Source organism: Gordonia gummivorans, from assembly GCF_022513585.1.
In the GTDB taxonomy this organism is placed as follows: Bacteria; Actinomycetota; Actinomycetes; order Mycobacteriales; family Mycobacteriaceae; genus Gordonia.
In genome coordinates, this window is record NZ_JAKWBF010000001.1 from 160225 (window position 1) to 179084 (window position 18860).

At 66.5% G+C, this 18860-nt stretch carries 17 protein-coding genes; 13 read left to right on the plus strand and 4 right to left on the minus strand.

What is annotated here, in order from left to right:
- Window positions 1-43: 43 nt before the first annotated feature.
- Window positions 44-907: an SDR family NAD(P)-dependent oxidoreductase gene (locus tag MKW15_RS00700; protein WP_240855130.1), complete on the plus strand. Its 864-nt coding sequence runs from the start codon at window positions 44-46 to the stop codon at window positions 905-907.
- A 4-nt stretch (window positions 908-911) separates the two neighbouring features.
- Here the strand turns inward: MKW15_RS00700 and MKW15_RS00705 are convergent, their stop codons facing one another.
- Window positions 912-2135, minus strand: a complete 1224-nt coding sequence (locus MKW15_RS00705) for a sulfotransferase family protein (RefSeq protein ID WP_240855131.1) — start codon at window positions 2133-2135, stop codon at window positions 912-914.
- Window positions 2132-3319, minus strand: a complete 1188-nt coding sequence (locus tag MKW15_RS00710; protein WP_240855133.1) for a hypothetical protein — start codon at window positions 3317-3319, stop codon at window positions 2132-2134. Before MKW15_RS00710 ends, MKW15_RS00705 begins: the two co-directional genes overlap by 4 nt.
- A gap of 129 nt (window positions 3320-3448) precedes the next feature.
- Between MKW15_RS00710 and MKW15_RS00715 the strand changes: the two genes are divergently transcribed.
- The 11 genes from MKW15_RS00715 to MKW15_RS00765 all read left to right on the plus strand — a co-directional run bounded on the left by MKW15_RS00715 (window position 3449) and on the right by MKW15_RS00765 (window position 15680).
- Complete coding sequence (locus MKW15_RS00715; protein WP_240855135.1) at window positions 3449-4720, plus strand: competence/damage-inducible protein A; 1272 nt, start codon at window positions 3449-3451, stop codon at window positions 4718-4720.
- A gap of 28 nt (window positions 4721-4748) precedes the next feature.
- On the plus strand, window positions 4749-5378 hold the full coding sequence (locus MKW15_RS00720) for a TetR/AcrR family transcriptional regulator (RefSeq protein WP_240855137.1): 630 nt from the start codon (window positions 4749-4751) through the stop codon (window positions 5376-5378).
- A gap of 69 nt (window positions 5379-5447) precedes the next feature.
- On the plus strand, window positions 5448-7487 hold the full coding sequence (locus tag MKW15_RS00725) for a heavy metal translocating P-type ATPase (protein WP_374245931.1): 2040 nt from the start codon (window positions 5448-5450) through the stop codon (window positions 7485-7487).
- 624 nt (window positions 7488-8111) lie between these two features.
- Window positions 8112-8636, plus strand: coding sequence for an MSMEG_0572/Sll0783 family nitrogen starvation response protein (locus MKW15_RS00730; RefSeq protein ID WP_240855139.1), 525 nt, complete (start codon window positions 8112-8114; stop codon window positions 8634-8636).
- A gap of 2 nt (window positions 8637-8638) precedes the next feature.
- Window positions 8639-9538 (plus strand): carbon-nitrogen hydrolase family protein, encoded by a 900-nt coding sequence (locus MKW15_RS00735; RefSeq protein WP_240855141.1) that lies wholly within the window; start codon window positions 8639-8641, stop codon window positions 9536-9538.
- Complete coding sequence (locus MKW15_RS00740; protein WP_240855142.1) at window positions 9531-9827, plus strand: MSMEG_0570 family nitrogen starvation response protein; 297 nt, start codon at window positions 9531-9533, stop codon at window positions 9825-9827. The genes MKW15_RS00735 and MKW15_RS00740 overlap by 8 nt, the downstream gene beginning before the upstream one ends.
- A 23-nt stretch (window positions 9828-9850) precedes the next feature.
- Window positions 9851-11143, plus strand: coding sequence for an MSMEG_0569 family flavin-dependent oxidoreductase (locus tag MKW15_RS00745; RefSeq protein ID WP_240855144.1), 1293 nt, complete (start codon window positions 9851-9853; stop codon window positions 11141-11143).
- Between the two features lie 54 nt (window positions 11144-11197).
- A complete protein-coding gene (locus MKW15_RS00750; RefSeq protein WP_240855146.1) occupies window positions 11198-12253 on the plus strand; it encodes an MSMEG_0568 family radical SAM protein in 1056 nt (351 codons plus the stop codon).
- A gap of 3 nt (window positions 12254-12256) precedes the next feature.
- A complete protein-coding gene (locus tag MKW15_RS00755; RefSeq protein WP_240855148.1) occupies window positions 12257-13699 on the plus strand; it encodes an MSMEG_0567/sll0787 family protein in 1443 nt (480 codons plus the stop codon).
- A gap of 15 nt (window positions 13700-13714) precedes the next feature.
- Window positions 13715-14566, plus strand: a complete 852-nt coding sequence (locus MKW15_RS00760) for a carbon-nitrogen hydrolase family protein (RefSeq protein WP_240855150.1) — start codon at window positions 13715-13717, stop codon at window positions 14564-14566.
- Between the two features lie 4 nt (window positions 14567-14570).
- Window positions 14571-15680, plus strand: coding sequence for an MSMEG_0565 family glycosyltransferase (locus tag MKW15_RS00765; protein WP_240855152.1), 1110 nt, complete (start codon window positions 14571-14573; stop codon window positions 15678-15680).
- Window positions 15681-15827: 147 nt separating this feature from the next.
- Here MKW15_RS00765 and MKW15_RS00770 read toward each other — a convergent pair whose 3' ends face one another.
- Window positions 15828-17462, minus strand: coding sequence for an acyl-CoA synthetase (locus MKW15_RS00770; protein ID WP_240855154.1), 1635 nt, complete (start codon window positions 17460-17462; stop codon window positions 15828-15830).
- Between the two features lie 144 nt (window positions 17463-17606).
- On the opposite strand from MKW15_RS00770, the gene MKW15_RS00775 reads away from it, so the two are divergent.
- The gene (locus MKW15_RS00775) at window positions 17607-18227 is read left to right on the plus strand and encodes a DedA family protein (protein ID WP_240855155.1); all 621 of its coding nucleotides are present in this window, start codon (window positions 17607-17609) and stop codon (window positions 18225-18227) included.
- Here the strand turns inward: MKW15_RS00775 and MKW15_RS00780 are convergent.
- The gene (locus MKW15_RS00780) at window positions 18211-18819 is read right to left on the minus strand and encodes a TetR/AcrR family transcriptional regulator (protein ID WP_240855157.1); all 609 of its coding nucleotides are present in this window, start codon (window positions 18817-18819) and stop codon (window positions 18211-18213) included. The two genes, MKW15_RS00775 and MKW15_RS00780, sit on opposite strands and share 17 nt — an antisense overlap.
- Window positions 18820-18860 lie beyond the last annotated feature (41 nt).

Here is an 18860-nt window from a genome sequence, read left to right on the forward strand (position 1 = left end):
CGAGTCCTATCGAGGATGGACTGTACGGTGACACACTGAGCGCATGGAAGACCTCACCGCGCTGGCCGGACGCAGAGCCGTTGTCACCGGCGCCACCAACGGTCTCGGCATGGCCACCGCGCGAGCCCTCGCGCAAGCGGACGTGCGCGTGGTACTCGCCGTGCGCAACGTCGAACTCGGGAAGCAACGTGCGGCGGAGTTCGGCGGCGACTGCGAGGTCATCCATCTCGACCTCGCAAACCTTGCCTCGGTGCGGGAGTTCACCGAGACGCTCGACGGCAGCGTCGACTATCTCATCAACAATGCCGGAGTCTTCCCACACCAGCATCGCACCACCACAGACGGATTCGAGCTCGGCATCGGCACCAACTTCCTCGGCCCGTTCGCGTTGACCAACCTGCTGCTGCCCCGCATCACGAGGCAGATCGTGTTGGTCGCGTCGGACGCGCATCGTGGCGCCACCCTCGACCCCGACGACCTCGACCTGACGTCAAAGGGCTGGAATCCCGCCCGTGCGTACGCGAGATCGAAACTGGCCGTGATGCTCTGGGGACTCGAACTCGATCGACGACTGCGCAGCAGCAGATCCGAGGTCAGCGCGATGATGACCACGCCGGGCTGGGTGGCGTCGAACATCTCCAACAAGCCAGGTCTGGGTATCGCCCATCGCATCGTCCAGAGCGGCGCGTCGCTACTGGCCAACGACAACGACGCCGGTGCGCAGACCACGCTCTACTGCCTGACCCGGCCCATCGCGCCGGGCAGCTACGTCGGCGTCGACGGCATCTGGGCGCTGCGTGGCGAGCCCGTGCTCTTCGGACGCTCGACGGCTGCATGCGATTTCGATGTCGCAGCGCGCCTGTGGGCCAAGGGTGAAGAACTCACCGCCACCGCCTACCCGCTCTGAAAGCTCAGAGCGCAAACGCTGCACGGTATCGCGCGTACGCGTCGTTTACCTCACCTTCGCTCAGCCCGAACTCCTCCGATGAGTACCTGTGCACGCCGTGGCTGTGCTGGGCGTGCCCCTTCCGGTGCTCCTCCATCCGCGCGCGCACCTCCTCGGTCAGTTCGAATCCTACTGCGGCATAGATGCGTTCGACTTGGGCCATCGGATCGTCGACCAGGTCCTCGTAGCGCACATCGAGGAAGACCTCGGGACGCTGCTCACGTACGTCGAGCGCACGATTCACCATGTCCGCATTACGCGTCAGCCAGTGGCGCGCCACCTCACGCGCATCGACGTGCTCACTGAACACGGAGTGTCCGTGGGCGAGCATGCTCGAGAACGACGCCGTGGTGCGCAGCGGATCGCGATGGGTCTGCACGATCAGCGCATCCGGGAAGACGTCGAGAAGGGTGTCGAGGTGCTCCAGGTGTGCAGGTGTCTTCAACACCCAGCGGCGACGGGGGTCTTGCCACTGCAGGATCTGAAGCAGGACCTTCAGGTAGGCATACGAACCGTGCATGTCCTGCTTCGACAGCCACTCGGCATACGACGGCACGTGCAGCATAGCCTCGGGAACCTGCGAGAGCAGCGAATACTCCTGCAGCAGAACGTCTTCCTCGGGACCGTCGGCCTCCACTGCATGGATCGCGAAGAACTGCGGATTCAAGTAGCGCAGCGCTAGTTCCGCGGCTTTGGTCTGGGCGATCCGCACGGTCGGCCGACCCGACTTCTCTCGCTTACGCGGAAGCAGATGCACCACCTCCCAGGAGCCGACGGCCCGCATGTCCGGGTCCGCGGCGATGAGCCGGTGCAGCATCGTCGTGCCGCTGCGCTGCAGGCCGGCGATGACGATGGGCGGTTCGATGGGCAGTGTCGCGATGTCGGGATAACGTTCGAGTAGCGCCGCGACGCGCAGGCGCGTGGTGAGGATGCCGTGCATGCGGGCCCGGATCACCAGCGCCCCAAAGGTACTCAGCTGGGCGTCCTCGATGATCGAGCGGCACAACGCATCCAATGCAAGATCCGTCTGACGATCGGCCGACCACGGCAATCCCGTGGCCTTCACCGCACGACGACGCAATGTCTCGGCGGACAGGTCCACCGTGACACCTCGCTCCTCGAGCAAAGAGCCGAGACGGTTGAGCAGGCGGATCGGCCGCCGAACGAAGGGGGTGAATCCGTCGGTCACGGGAGACCCGCGAGGTCGTCGACCCGCACCACCCGAGTCTGCGGCTGCGGGTGGTTCTGGGCGCGAATCCAGCGGAATGACATTGCGCCACAGTCATGCCCGGTGGTCTCGATCCAGTTGGGAAGTCCCGGGTCCCGTTGCGCGACAATGATCCGCACCGAGCCGTCGGGCCGATACTTCGCGGTGTGCTTGTTCACGTGCACCGTGTGATAGCGGTAGTCCAACGATTCCAGCCAGTGATTGTCGAGTTGGAAGTTCCAGCCGTCACATTCGGGGATCTCGCTGTCGATCACCAGCGCCTCGTCGGGTCCGAGCCGCCAATAGCTGTGGTAGTAGATGATGTTCGGATCGCCGCCGGCCTTCGTCGAACGCTCCGGATCGAACATCGGCAACTCGTTGGTATACTTCTGGAAGTCCTTGGCCCACTTGGCGAACAGCATCGATGCACCCGCAACCAACAGACTCGCACGCCCGAGTCCGGCGTCGAGTTGCGCGGCGGTCAGGGGCTCCGGTGAGGCCGACCCGCCGAGCACCTCGATCTCGATTTCGGCAGGGACCTCGGTGGTGCGGTCGGCAAAGGTCTGCCGCACGATCAGCAGTCCGGTCTCCGGCGTCATCGGTAGCCAGTTCCCGCTGTGCTCGGTTGCGCTGACGATGAGTTCGAAGGAGCCGTCGGGTGCGATGGCGAGTTCGGCGGCCTCCACATAGCCGGTGGTCGGCATCTGGCCGCCTTCCCCGTAATTGCCTTCCTGCGTACCGAAGCCGAGGTAGTCGACGGTGCCTCGCGTGCCGCTGATCCGGTACTCGAGTGTCCCGTCGATATTGGCGTTCATGTAGAAGTTGTCGGGGTTGTCCGAACCCATCTTCACGGTCTCGTGCACCATGCGGCGCAGTACCGGTGCGCGAGGATCGGCGTACTCGACAAACGCCTCGAGTCCGGCGCGGGTGAGGCGACTGAGGTAGCGGTAGCCCTCGGCCTGCGTGAGCGGGTCGGTCGGCGTCCCGGGGAACACGACCGCCGCGCCCGCCGCCTTGAGCGTGTCGCAGAACTCCTCCCACGTCTTGCCGCTGGCGACGCGCTGCTCGGCGACGGTGTCCGGTGTTTGTCCCCGCAGCTTCAAGTAGGCGACCCGGGCCCGCTTGAACTGCCCCAACATCGACGTCGCGATCGTCCGACCGTTCATCGTCCACCTTTCGAGATCGGTTGCACTCATGATCGGCGACGACGCTGCCCGATGTCCGGGCATTGGCCGATCATGCGGACAACCCGCGGGCGCACGCCCCTCCGGCAGCAGGCGACTAGGCTCGACGAGGTGAGTGTGCGCGCGGGCATCGTGGTCACCGGTACCGAGGTTCTGTCGGGTCGGGTGACCGACCGAAACGGTCCGTGGGTGGCCGCGCGACTCCTCGAACTGGGCGTCGACGTCGCACACATCACCATCTGCGGCGACCGGCCTGCCGACCTGACCGCGCAACTGGCGTTCCTCACCGAGCAACGGGTGGACCTGATCGTCACCACCGGCGGCCTGGGCCCGACGGCCGACGATCTCACCGTCGCCACCGTCGCGTCGTTTGCGGGTCTGGAACTGCGTGTGGAGGCGGACCTCGAGGCGCATATCGCCGAACGTGTGCGCGACTGGCAGTCCCGCTCCGGGGTGCAGACCGACCCGGTCGCGACTGCGGCAGGCGTTCGGAAACAGGCATTGGTACCCGTTGGTGCACAATCGATTGCGCCGGTCGGAACCGCGCCCGGAGTGGCGATCAGTGCGCAGCCCGCACGGCCCGCGATCCTCATCCTGCCGGGGCCGCCGGCCGAGCTGCAGGCGATGTGGCCGGCCGGTCTGGCCACCCCGCAGATCGCCGACGCCATCGCGAGACGCGGCGAGCACCGCCAGGAGACCATCCGTGCGTACGGCCTGCGAGAAGCCGAACTGGCCGCGACCCTCCGCAATGCGGAGGGTCAGGTCGACGGCTTCGACGACCTGGAGATCACGACCTGCCTGCGCGGCGGCGAAGTCGAGATCGTCACGCGGTTTCCGGCCGAGGCGGCGTCGTCCTACGACGGGCTGGTGCGCGTGTTGCTCGACGCTCATGAGCGGCAGATCTTCTCGACCGACGGCGCCACGCTCGCAGATCTGATCGCCGCGGCGCTGACCGGTCGGCGCATGGCCACCGCCGAGTCGTGCACCGGCGGACTGGTTGCCGCGCGTCTCACCGACCGGGCCGGGTCGTCGGCCTACGTCATGGGTGGTGTGGTGTCGTACGCGAACGACGTCAAGACCGGCCTCCTGGACGTGCCTGCCGAGATGATCGCCGAGTTCGGCGCGGTGAGCGAGCAGGTTGCCCGGGCCATGGCGGAAGGCGCGCTGCATCGTCTCGACACCGACACCGCAGTCTCCACCACCGGTGTCGCCGGCCCCGACGGCGGCAGTCCGGACAAACCGGTCGGTACGGTCTGCTTCGGAATCGCCATCGCCGGTCGGGACACGGTCACCGTGACGCGTCGATTCCCGGGCAATCGGGCGTCCGTCCGGTCACTGGCGACGACGGCAGTGCTGCATCTGCTCCTCCGCGAGCTCACCTGAGCCCGACGCTGCACCCCCGTGTGACACCATGACAGGGGTGAGCACATCCGAGGAGCCTCGTTGGCGCCGGCTCGGGCCCGATGAACGCCGGTCCGACATCTTGGCTGCCGCGATCCGCGCATTCGGCGAACAGCCCTATGCCGCTGTGCAAATGGCTTCGGTCGCACGTGACGCCGGAGTCGCCCGCGGGTTGCTCAACCACTATTTCGGCACCAAACGCGACCTCTACCTCGAGGTCGTCCGGGCGATGATGTTCGTGCCCGAGCTCGACGAGGTCAATCTGCCGGAAGGCACCCTGCACCAACGGGTGCAATCGTCCGTCGACTGGCTCCTGACAGTGCTCGGTACCCACGGCCGCGCCTGGCTTGCCGTCGGCGGCGAAGGCGTCGGCGACGACCCCGAGGTGCGTGCCATTCTCGACGAGGCCGACGACCACGCCGCACAGCGCGTTCTCGAGGCCATCGGGTTCGACGGCGACGACGCCTCGCGCGCAACGGCATCCGCCGCCATTCGTGCCTACGGTGGCATGGTGCGGGCCGCCGCACGGGAATGGCTGGATCGAGAGTCGTTGTCCAAGAGCGAAGTCCAGCAGATCCTCACCGTCAGCCTGACCGCGCTTGCGGAGACGATCATGGAACCCGGTCGCGGGTCGCGCTGATACCCCTATAGGGTATACGGTGGCGCCATGGCCACCTCCCATCACGACCCCACGATGCCCGGTGATCACATGATGCACGGCGATCACAGCAGCCATGCCGGCCACACCGACCACTCGGGCCACGGTGGTCACGCCGACCACGTGGCCGTCTTTCGTCGACTCTTCTGGATCATGCTGGTCCTGGGCGTCCCGGTCGTGGTGGCCAGCGAGATGTTCGCGCACCTGATCGGCTACCACCTACCGGATGCCACCTGGGTGTCGTGGGTATCCCCGCTGTTGGGGACGGTGATATATGTCTGGGGCGGTCGCCCGTTCCTGACCGGCGCAATCGGTGAGATCCGGCAGCGGCAACCCGGGATGATGCTCCTCATCGCCCTGGCCATCACCGTGGCGTTCGTGGCGTCGTGGGGAGCCACGCTGGGCGTGCTCGACGACGACCTGGACTTCTGGTGGGAACTCGCGCTACTCGTCGTCATCATGCTGCTCGGGCACTGGATCGAGATGCGCTCTCTTGCGCAGACGACGTCGGCGCTGGACTCGCTCGCAGCGCTGATGCCCGACGAGGCCGAGAGGATCGAGGGCGACGACGTCGTGACCGTCACCCCTGCCGACCTCGTGGTCGATGACGTCGTCATCGTGCGGCCCGGTGGCACGGTTCCCGCCGACGGAGTGATCGTGGAAGGCTCGGCCGGGATCGACGAATCGATGGTCACCGGCGAATCGCGGACCGTCGACCGTCGGCTCGGCGATCGCGTGGTGGCCGGCACGGTGGCCACGGACTCTGGGATTCGGGTGCGCGTCACCGCAATAGGCAACGACACCGCACTGGCCGGAATCCAGCGACTCGTCACGGATGCGCAGTCGAGTTCCAGCCGCGCACAACGCCTTGCCGATACCGCAGCAGGCTGGTTGTTCTGGTTCGCACTCGGCGCAGCGCTGATCACCGCGGTGGTGTGGACGGCGATCGGCATGCCCGACGACGCGGTGGTCCGAGCGATCACTGTTCTGGTGATCGCCTGTCCGCACGCCCTCGGATTGGCCATCCCCCTGGTGATTGCCATCGCGACCGAACGTGCCGCGCGCGGAGGCGTCCTCGTCAAGGATCGCCTGGCCCTGGAGACCATGCGGACCGTCGACGCCGTGTTGTTCGACAAGACCGGAACCCTCACCGCCGGCGCGCCCGCCGTCACCGGAATCGAGCCCGCCCCCGGGCACGACGCCGACGACGTGCTCGCCGTGGCCGCGGCCGCCGAGGCCGACAGCGAACACCCGCTCGGCCGGGCCATCACCGCCGCGGCCGACGCGCGAGGATTGGATGTTACTGCGGCGTCGGACTTCTCGTCATCTCCAGCGGTGGGCGTCACCGCAACCGTCGACGGTCGTCGGGTGCGGGTCGGCGGACCCCACCTGCTCGACGAGGAACGCGCCGACGAACTCGGTGTCGCCGACGAGTGGCGCCGCGAGGGCGCAATCATCCTGCACGTCGTGTCCAACGGCGCGGTCATCGGAGCGCTGCGGCTCGACGACGAGATCCGGCCCGAATCGCGACAGGCCGTCGAGGCACTCCACAACGCCGGCGTTGCGGTGGTCATGATCACCGGCGACGCCGAGGCCGTCGCCGCCACGGTCGCCACCGAACTCGACATCGATCGCGTGTATGCCGGTGTGCGCCCGGAAGACAAGGCTGCCAAGGTCGCCGAGTTGCAGAGCGAAGGACGCCGGGTCGCCATGGTCGGCGACGGCGTGAATGACGCCCCCGCGCTCGCTGCGGCCGACGTAGGGATCGCGATCGGCGCGGGAACCGACGTAGCGATCGCCTCAGCCGGCGTCATCCTCGCGTCGGACGATCCACGATCGGTGCTGTCGGTCATCGAACTCTCCCGCGCATCCTACCGGAAGATGAAGCAAAACCTCTGGTGGGCAGCCGGATACAACCTCATCTCGGTTCCACTCGCGGCCGGAATCGCGGCCCCGATCGGATTCGTCCTCCCGATGAGCGTCGGTGCCATCCTCATGTCGGCGTCGACGGTCGTGGTCGCGCTCAACGCACAACTGCTTCGCCGTCTCGATCTGACACCCGAGCGCTCCGTCGAGCGCTATCTGCGCTGACTCGAAATGTTGGGTGACCACCGCGGCGACCTGCGGAAATCTGTACCTGGGAGGCTGGCCACGTGGATAGTGCACGTGGTGGGGTTGAGGGGCACAGGCATCCGACAGGATCGCGGTGGGTTCGGTGGGTCGGAATGCCTCGCGCTCGGCGACCAGGCTCTTCTGGCCTCTACGATCGCCGACGACGTCAGCGGGTGGGTCGATGATCCGAGCGCTTGGTGACTGCCGCTCTGAACTGGGGTAGTGCGCCAGCACCCGGCCCGAAAAATCTAGGGGAAGAACTTCTTCCCCCAAGTTCCAAGTCGTCCCCGCGAAATTTCGTGGGGACGACTCCAAGGATAGGGGACGAAACTTCTTCCCCCACTTTTGGTGCGCCCCAAGGCTCGACGACCACCCGCCAAGTGTTCGTCGGGGGGTGGGTCGCTGACTCGGTGGAGCCAGCGGTCATGTTAACGGGATCGGCCGCTCAATTAGTCCGCTCGTAACCACCACGAAATACTGTGGGCGTGAACTGTATTTCGTAGCCAGCAGCGCTACCCACGATCGTAGTCCAACTCGATCACTCCAGGCAGCGTCGCCTGACCCCCGCCACCGTGCCTGCGCACGTGACTCCCAGGAGCAGCCATGCCGTCGTTCGACGAGACCATCACCGCCAACATCGCGTCGTCTCTCGCGGAGATCCCACATCCGTCACTTCCCAAGGGCTCCAACATCTATGGCGGAACCAAGATCTTCCCGGACTACCAGGCCGAGGACGGCGAGACGTACTTCACGCTCGTGCACGGCATCGCGCACGAGTCTTCGGTCTCCTTCGTGGCCGTGCTCCAGGCAACACGCGCACTCCGCAAGGGATTCGAGTCGGCCATTTACTTCTACGGCCCGGGCGCGATCAATTGTCTTGCCACCCGTGGCTTTCCGACGACGGGAGACTCCGGTTTCCCCGGCGAGCAGAACATCAACAACTCGTTGGAGACCTTCATCTCCGAGGGCGGCACTGTGTTCTGCTGCCGATTCGGCCTGGCACTGCACGGCGGACGCGAGGAGGACCTGATCGAGGGCGTCATCCCCGCTCACCCACTAGACGTGCAGGACGCCATCATCCACTACGCCCGCAAGGGCGCCATCATCAACTCCACGTACATGGTGTGACCATGACTGTCATCGGATCGGTTGCGGCGAATTTCACCCGCGATCTCGAACAGAACTACCAGACCATCGCCGAGTACGTCGCGCGAGCACGAGAACGCGGCGTCGACTTCCTCGTCTTTCCCGAAGCGGCCATCGGCGGCTACCTCTCCTCACTCGGCAACCATGGCGACACGGTCAAGACGACGTCGCGATCGCTACCTCCCGCAATCCGCCTCGACGGCCCGGAAATCCAACGGGTGCAATCGATCGTCGGTGACATGGTCGTCGCGATCGGATTCTGCGAACTCGCGGAGGACGGAGAGACGCGTTACAACGCGGCCGCCGTGCTCGACGGAACCACGATCTACGGCAGTTACCGCAAGGTGCATCAGCCACTCGGCGAGAACATGTCGTACTCGTCTGGCACGGACTACGGGGTGTTCGACACTCCGGTCGGGCGCGTCGGACTCCAGATCTGTTACGACAAGGCATTCCCCGAGGCGGCCCGGGTGATGGCGTTGGGCGGTGCGGAGATCATCGCCAGCCTGTCGGCATGGCCGGCGGCCCGAACAGCCACCGCGGAGAACCTGCAGGACGACCGTTGGACGTACCGCTTCAATCTGTTCGATTCGGCACGGGCACTGGACAATCAGGTGTTCTGGGTGGCGTCCAATCAGGCCGGGACGTTTGGTTCCCTGCGCTACGTAGGCAACGCGAAGATCGTCGATCCCGGCGGCAATGTGCTGGATTCGACCCTGCTCGATGCCGGACTCGCCGTCGCCGAGGTCGACATCGCCGGCACCTTCACCGCCATGCGGGCCGGCATGTTCCACCTCCGCGACCGACGACCCGACGCCTACGGCGCCCTCACCGAACTCGACGCCACCGGCGACGCAGGATGGCGGAGTCTGGCCCATGCCTGAGATGACGTTCACCGTGCGGTGGCCCGATGGCGCAGTGCAGGAATGCTATTCGCCGAGCCTGGTGATCCACGACCACCTGCAACCCGAGACGAGCTATACGGTCGGCGAGTTCAGCCGACGCGCCACCGAGGCCCTCGACGAAGCAGCCGAACGCGTCCGCGCCAAGTTCGGCTTCGCGTGCACGTCCGCAGCGGCGACCGCCGACGACATCCGCGCCGCTGCGGTCCGCTACCCCACCGAATCAATGGTCGAGGTTGTGACCATGCACCCGCCACTGCCCATCACCTAACACAGAACCCACCTGGAGCCATCATGAGCGAATCGGCTCATACCCCAACACATCACGTCCCCGTCGTCATCATCGGCGGCGGGCAGGCCGGACTCTCCGTCAGCTGGTACCTGGGCCGGGCCGGCATCGAACACCTCGTGGTGGAGTCGCAGACCCCCATGCACGCATGGTCCGACAAGCGCTGGGACAACTTCACCCTGGTCACACCGAACTGGCACTGCCGGCTGCCCGGCTACACATACTCGGGAACCGATCCGGACGGATTCATGACGCGCGACGAAGTGATCGAGTGGCTCGACGGCTGGCTCGCCACCTTCGAACCACCGATGCGCACGCACACATCCGTGACTCGTCTGCGCCAACCCGGCAGCGACGCCTTCGAACTCACGATGACCGGCCCGACCGGCGAACAAGTGCTCACCTGTGACCAGGTGGTGGTGGCCACCGGCGGCTACCCGATCCCGGTGATCCCGCCCTACGCCGCGTCGCTGAATCCCGCAGTCACACAGATTCACTCCGAGCAGTATCGCAACGCCGATCAACTCCCCGACGGGGCCGTCCTCGTGGTCGGCACCGGCCAGTCGGGGGCCCAGATCGCCGAGGACCTCCACCTCGCCGGTCGAGAGGTACACCTCGCCGTCGGGAACGCGCCCCGGGTTGCCCGGACCTACCGCGGACGCGACTGCATGACGTGGCTCTCCGACATGGGCTTGTATGACATCGCGGCACAGCAGTATCCGGGCGGCAAAGCTGCGCAGGAAAAGACCAATCACTATGTGACCGGCCGCGACGGCGGACGTGACATCGACCTTCGCCGGTTCGCACTCGAAGGCATGCACCTCTACGGACATCTCGCCGGAGGCAAGGACTCGGCGTTGCAGTTCGCCCCGACCCTCACCGACTCGCTCGACAAGGCCGACACCGTCTACAACTCCATCTGTGTAGACATCGATCGCTACATCGACGACAACTGCATCGAGGCACCCGAACCCGGGCGCTACCAGCCGGTGTGGCAACCCGACAGCGAGCCAACCGAACTCGACCTCGACACCGCCGGCATCACCGCGATCGTGTGGGCCATCGGCTACCGGCCCGACTACCGGTGGATCGAGGCCAGCGCGTTCGACGGTGCGGGCCGACCCATGCAAACCCGCGGCGCGACTCAGATTCGGGGACTCAGCTTCGTCGGTCTGCCCTGGATGCACACCTGGGGCTCGGGACGATTCCTCGGGATCGACCGGGATGCGCGCCACGTCGCGGAGTCGATCGGGGCCGCACTGGGCCGGCCCGAACTGCGACTCGCCTCAGGTCAGTAGTCAGGAAGACGCATGCCCCGACGGTCAACGACAGGGTCGAACGGAGACATCACGATGACGGCTTCCACCAGGGTCGATCTGGCGCTTCTCGGAATCCGCGGCACGCCACCGGTCAACCGCACCGGCGGCGCCGGTCCCACCGACGACGGACACCTGATCGTCGACGGACTGCATGCCGCGATCCCGCGAAATTCCGACAGTCCCTTCGTGTTCGACGGATCACGTGTCCTGCTCGACGGCGAGGATGCGGGACTCGCGATCGACGTGATCGGGCGCCCACGATTCTACGATCTCACCACCGACGATGGGGTTCCGTTCGAACAGCTCGCAAAGCTGCACGGACGCAACGTCCTTGCGACCACCGTTCTCCAAACCTGCATCCGCTACGCCGAGGACCAACGCTGCCGGTTCTGCTCCATCGAAGAGTCGCTCCGATCGGGTTCGACGGTGGCGGTCAAGAAGCCCGAGCAGCTCGCCGCAGTGGCCCGTGCCGCGGTGGAGCTCGACGGCGTCACGCAGATGGTGATGACCACCGGCACCTCGGCCGGACGGGATCGCGGCGCAAGGCATCTCGCGCGTTGCGTCCGCGCTGTGAAGCGCGCCGTCCCCGACCTGCCGATCCAGGTGCAATGCGAGCCACCCGCCGACTTGTCCACCATCACCGATCTCCGCGAAGCAGGAGCCGACGCCATCGGCATCCACGTCGAATCCCTGGACGATTCCGTACGCAGACGATGGATGCCGGGAAAGTCGACCGTCCCCCTCACCGAGTACCGCGCCGTGTGGTCCGAGGCGGTTCGCGTGTTCGGCCGCAACCAGGTGTCGACCTACCTGCTGGTGGGACTTGGCGAGGAGCCCGACGAACTGATTACGGGTGCAAAGGAACTCGCCGATGCCGGGGTCTACCCGTTCGTCGTTCCGTTCCGGCCTCATCGCGGGACGCTGGCGGTCGACGTCGATGAGGCGAGGGCACCCGACCCGGCCGTGGTCGAGAAGATCAGCCGCGAGGTCGCCGACCACCTGCGTCTGATCGGGATGACGGGTTCGGACCAGCGCGCCGGGTGCGCAGCCTGTGGCGCATGCAGCATCCTGCCGGCGGTGGGAGGCTGAATCATGTTGGACGGCAATCATCTCGATCCGAGCTCCACTCATCAACCGGCGTCTGGGGTTGATCTGTCGATTCTCGCCGGCCCGCGGACTGCACCACCGTCGTACTTGATTCGCCGGGTGGACGGCGCGAAGCAACTCGCCGCCTACCATCGACTTCGGCACGACGAGTTCGTCGATCGTCAAGGATTGTTTGCCGGAACCGACCGCGACGACGCGGACGACGATCCACGTACCGTGGTGCTCGCGGCAATCACGACCGACGGCGATGTCGTCGGCGGAGTTCGACTCTCCCCCGTCACCACAACGGATCTGGGCTGGTGGGCCGGCAGCAGACTGGTCGTCGCGGCGGGCAGTGACTCAGCCGGGATCGGCCCGGCTCTGATCCGAGCGGCATGCGCGCATGCCGAATCGGCCGGGGTGCTGCGGTTCGATGCGACAGTCCAAGACCGTTACCTGCGGATGTTCTCGGCCCTGGGATGGACGCTGCGGGGCACGGGCCCGACAATTGCCGGCCGCGCCCATAGTCGGATGACCTGGCCCATCGATCACGTCCAGCGGCTCGCCGACAGCTCCAAATCGCTGCTGGCAGACGTCCTCCGACCACTGATGGCACAGCGAGGTGGCCTGGGTCCCAAGGGTTTCCGCGGCGACGACGGTGCACTGATACCCGATACCGACCTCATTGCCGCCTGTGACGCGATCCTGCCGTCGATGGTCGAGCGCGACCCGGAGTGGGCCGGCTGGTGCTCGGTGCTGGTCAACATGAACGACCTGTCGGCGATGGGCGCGCGTCCCGTCGGCCTGCTCGACGCCGTCGGCGCACCGACCCGCTCCCACCTGACCCGGATCGTCCGCGGGATGTCGGCGGCCGCACACGCTTGGCGCACACCGGTTCTCGGTGGGCATACGCAGGTCGGTGTGCCCGCTTCGCTGTCGGTGACCGCCCTGGGTCGAACCGATCGTCCGGTCGCGGCGGGCGGTGGACGGCCCGGACACACGGTGTCGCTGCTGGCCGACCTCGGTGGCGCGTGGCGCCCTGGCTATCACGGACGGCAATGGGACAGTACGAGTTCCCGGTCGGCCGACGAGCTCGCGACACTCTCGACGTTGGTCGCCGACCTGGCGCCTGCGGCCGCGAAGGACGTCAGCATGGCGGGGGTCGCCGGCACTCTGGGCATGCTCGCCGAGGCGTCGGGTACCGGCGCTGTGCTCGATGTCGACGCCGTTCCGCGACCGGCCGATGCGTCGATGGGATCCTGGCTCACCTGCTTTCCCGGCTTCGCGATGCTCATCGCAGACCCCACCCCGATCACCGAGGTTGCCGCCCCGGCGGCATCCTCGCCGTGCGGATTTCTGACCGACGAGCCCGGTGTGCGTCTACGCTGGCCCGACGGCGAGACCACGACGGCGATCCGGTCCACGGTCACCGGACTCGGCGCCGCATGAGTAGAGTTCGCTGACATGGGCACCCTCACCCTGGGCGCGCTGGCAGCGCATTTCGGCCGCGATGTGCAACGCGGCGTGTCCAAGGCCGCCGGAATCGTGGAGGCCGCAGCGCGCGATGGTGTCGATCTGCTCGTGTTCCCCGACGCGTCGCTCGGCGGATACATCGGTGACCTGCGTGACCCCGATCCGGACGACCTACCGCCCGCCCTCGATCCCGACGGACCCGAACTGGCCGCGATGGTCGCCGCGGCCGGGCCGATGACCATCTGCATCGGGTACACCGAGGCCGCCGGTAGTGACCGGTACAACTCGGCCGTATGCCTCTCGGGCGACGGTATTCTCGGCACGCACCGCAAGGTGCACCAGCCCGCCGGCGAATCGAAGGCGTACACGGCGGGCGACTCGTTCAGCACCTTCGACACTCCCGTCGGAACCATCGGAATGCTGATCGACTACGACAAGACCTTTCCCGAGTCCGCCCGCAAACTCGCCCTCGACGGCGCCCGCATCATCGCAGCGCTGTCTGCCTGGCCGGCCAGTGTCACCGACCGGGCCACTCGTCTGCCGGCGGACCGACAGTCGCGACTGTTCGACCTCTATGACTGCGCACGCGCCGCCGAGAACCAGGTGTTCGTCGTGTCGTCGAACCTCACCGGCGTCACGGGGTCGCTGCAGTTTCTCGGCCAGGCCAAGATCGTCGGCCCTGGCGGCGACATCTTGGCGACGACGCGTTCCAAAGGTGGTCTGGCAAAAGCATTGGTCGACGTCGATGCCGAGATCATGCGAGCACGACGCGTGTTGAATCACCTCGCCGAGTTGCGCCCGGAGATCTACGCAACGCGCGCTTCGGCCGTTCGAGGAGAGTGACGACATGCGGGTTGCCCTCCTGACCTATTCGACCAAGCCACGTGGCGGCGTGGTCCACACGCTCAATCTCGCCGAGGCGCTTGCCCGCATCGGCGTCGACGTCACCGTGTGGAGCCTGGCTCGCGGCGGTGACGAGGGTTTCTTCCGTTCGATCGATCCGGCTGTGCACCAACGTCTTCTGCCCTTCGCCGACGTCGAGGGTGAAGCGGTCACACCGCGGATCATCAGATCGATCGACACCATGCGCGCCGGATTCGATCCCACCGAGTACGACATCGTGCACGCCCAGGACTGCATCAGCGCCAATGCCGTGGGCACCTGTATCCGGACCATCCACCACCTCGACCAGTTCACGACGCCGATCCTCGTGGAGTGCCACGAGAAGGCTGTCGTCAATCCCTATGCGCGCATCTGTGTTTCGCAGGCAGTGGCCGACGAAGTGCACGCAGGATGGGGGCGCTCGCCCGCAGTGATCCCCAACGGCGTCGACTTCGATCGGTTCGCCGACGCCGCGTCGGCAACACCGGAAGCCACCACAGAGCGGGAGACCTGGCGCGGACAGCTGGGACGGTACGTGCTCGCAGTCGGTGGGATCGAACCACGCAAGGGAAGTATCGACCTCCTCGAGGCCTTCGCGACATTGCGTCGCGAGGATCCGGATCTGCAACTCGTCTTCGCAGGCGGTGAGACCCTCTTCGACTACCGAGACTACCGCGCCGACTTCGACTCCCGCCGAGAAGAATTGGGCATCACACCGGTGGTGCTCGGCGCCGTGGACGACGACGCGTTACCGGCGCTGGTCGCCGGTTGCGAGGTCTTCGCATTCCCGTCGATCAAGGAAGGCTTCGGTCTCGCCGCGATGGAGGCGCTGGCCGCCGGACGTCCGGTGGTTGCACGCGAATTGCCCATCCTCCGAGAGGTTTTCGGCGACGCCGTCCGTTACGCCGCGACCGTCGACGAACTGGCCTCCGAACTCGCCGCGGCCCGCACTCCCGACCCCGCGCGAACCGACACCGGGCGGGAGTTGGCCCGCTCACTCACCTGGGAGGCCGCCGCCCGAGCGCATCTCGATTTCTACCGTGCACATCCCCTGGCCTCGGTGTTGGCCGAGTAGCAACCCCACCTCCTTCCGCTCCCTGAGGTGCGAGCGAGTCGCGACTCCCTACCGCTGCCTGAGGTGCGACGAGCGCTAGCGAGGAGCCTCGAAGGCCTGGTGGTGCGCGTGTGCTCAGCCGGCGGAAGGTCCCCCATCGGAGGTGGACTAGTCCAGCGGCCCCGTCGGGAGCTTGCGGCGAACGAGTTTGCCGGTGGGGTTTCGCGGTAGTTCCTCGACGAACACCACGTCGCGCGGCACCTTGTAGCGGGCCAGGTTCGACTTGACGTGTTGCTTCAGGTCGTCGGGCTGCGGATCGGTGTCGGGTTGCCGAACGATGAACGCGCGCAGTCGATGTCCGAACTCTTCGTCGTCGACCCCGACGACCGCGACGTCGGCGACCTCGGGATGCGCGGCGAGCAGGTTCTCCACCTCGAGCGGGTAGACGTTCTCACCGCCGGACACGATCATGTCGTCGTCGCGGCCTTCGATGAACCACAGTCCACTGTCGTCGACACGCGCCATGTCACCGCTGGACATGTAGCCGTCGATGACCTCCTTGTTGCGACCGTCGGTGTAACCCTCGAAGGGCGCCCCGTTGCGAACGAAGAGCCGCCCGCTGACGTTCTTTCCGGTGATGCGGTTGCCCTCGCCGTCGAACAGCGCCAAGCGACTCGACACCGGTGGCCGGCCCACGGTGCCGGGTGCCTGTCGCAGTTCATGTGGTTGCGCGATGGATGCGATCGCGACCTCGGTGGAGCCGTACATGTTGTAGAGCACGTCGCCGAAGGTGTCCTGCACACGCTCCGAGAGTGCCGGTGACAGAGCCGATCCCGCGATCACGATGATCTTCAGCGCCGACACGTCGTACTTGCCGATCACCTCCGGCCCGAGCGCCAGGATGCGATGCAGCATCGTGGGCACCGCGACCAACACCTCCGCGCGGTGTTCGGCGAGGGCGGTCAGGGTCTTCTCCGCGTCGAACCGACGCAGCACCACCGTCTGGTTGCCGAGTGCGGTTCCCACGCCCCAGACCGCAAAGCCGGTGGAGTGGAAGATCGGGGAGACGATCACCATCGAGCCGTGCTGCGGAAGGGGAACACGATCGAGCAGCAGCGCGCTGGTGAACGGCGACATCTTGGATCGTTGCGCACCCTTCGGCAGGCCGGTGGTGCCGCTGGTGAGGATGACGAATCCGCCGAACGTCTCGGGTTCGGGCGGCATGCCGGTGTCGCCCGTCTCGATCACCTCGTCGAGGGTGCGGACGCCCTCGGGTACCGGGCGATCGCCGTCGACCCAGGTGAGAACTCGGGGCATGTCGGGCAAGCCCTCGAGGAGATCGATGAACTCCTCGTCGTACAGCATTGCGCGCACCTTCTCGCGCTCGGCGACCTCGACGAACTGGGTCTTGCCGAACCCGGTGTTCATCATCGCCAGGCGGTAACCGGCGCGTCCCGCCGCGCTCAACGCCAAGATCAGGCCGCGATGGTCGCGGGCGAGCACACCGACGACCGATCCTGGCGCCACACCGGAGGCCAGCAACGTGTTGGCGAGCGCGTTGCTCTGGCGGTCCAGCTCACCGAACGTCACGGTGCCGCGCTCATCGGTGATCGCGGGTGCGTCGGGGTACTCCTCGGCGCCGTGCACGATGACCGCGGACGCCGGGCCGATGGTCTTGCTGCGCTTCACCGCCTTCACTGCCTCGCCCGGGTTGGTCAGATTGATCGCACCGGATTTGTGCAGCACCCGGATCGCACCGACGGTGTCGGACACCATCTCGAGTGCGTTGCGCACAGATGCCATGTGGGCCACTCCTCAATTTCGGAAACGCGCGTTGTCTGATGCCAATGTATGTGGGCTCACAGACTATGGCCACCTGTTGGTGAAATCACCAGCGGGTGATCGCCGACGACGACATTGTCACCGCCCGTCATTAGTCTCTGTGCTGTGCACGCCTTGGCCGATTGGCTCGTCGATCTGATCGGATCGGTGCCGTCATGGGCGGTGTACCTCGTGACCTGCGCGGTCATCTTCTCCGAGACCGCCACGCTGGTCCTCGGCCTCCTGGTTCCCAGCGAGGCGATTCTGCTCGCGGCGGGCGTCGCCGCGGCCATCGGGTCGACGCAGATCGTCGTCCTCATCATCGCGGTGTGCGTGTCCGCGGTCGCCGGCGACGCGGTCGGCTATTGGATCGGCCGACGCTCGGGCCACCGGATGAAGTCCTCCCGGATGGGACGACGATTCGGCGAGGAACGCTGGGCGCGTGCCGCCGAACGCATCAACTCCGACGGCATGATCGCGGTCGCGACCGGTCGCTGGATCGGCTACGTCCGCACGCTCGTGCCACCGATGGCCGGCATGAGCAACATGCAGGGAGCCCGATTCGGTGTGGCCGATGTGCTCGGCGCGACGAGCTGGGCCACGACCGTGCTGCTGGTCGGCTACTTCGCCGGCGCTGCCCTCGGCACCACCGTGCTCTTCTATGCCGCAGTCGCACTGGTGGTTGTTGCCGGTGGTTACTACCTCTACCGCTGGTTGCGGGAGCGCCGCGCTAATCCCGCGCCCTGACCAGGGTCACCAACGCCGCCACTGTTCGGTCGCGGAAGTCGTCGGCGTCGTCGAGACCGAAGGTGAGCGCACGCGCCAGCGTCGACGACACCAGCATCGAGAAGATGGTGTCGACGTCGACGGCCCTGTCCTGGTCGACACCGGTATCCGATGCCACCATCGCGGCAAAGGACTCGCGCACGTCGGCCTCGAATCGGGCCACCAACTGCTCGTATCGGCCCGGTTCACGGTGGTAGGCCGCCAGCAGACCAGGGAGCGCCGCACGGGTGACCGGATCGGCGAGGCGACGCAGGAAGAGCTCCGTCCACGCGCTGATGTCGTCCGTCAGGTCCCCGGTCGGTTCGGGTAGGGATTCGGATTCTGCACCGAATGCCGCGTCCTCGATGAGGTCCTCCCGACGCGGCCAGCGCCGGTAGATCGTCGGCGTGCCCACACCCGCACGACGGGCGATTGCCGCGACCGTCGCTCCACCGAATCCCTCCTCGTCGAGCAGCTCACGGGTCGCACGCACCACGGCCTGATGCTTGATCGGATCGCGCGGGCGGCCGACGGTGCCGATCTCGGAGCGGGAAACGTCCTGGTCGGTGCTCACGTGAGAAGAGTATCGCGAAAACGCCACTTTCATTCCGTTAC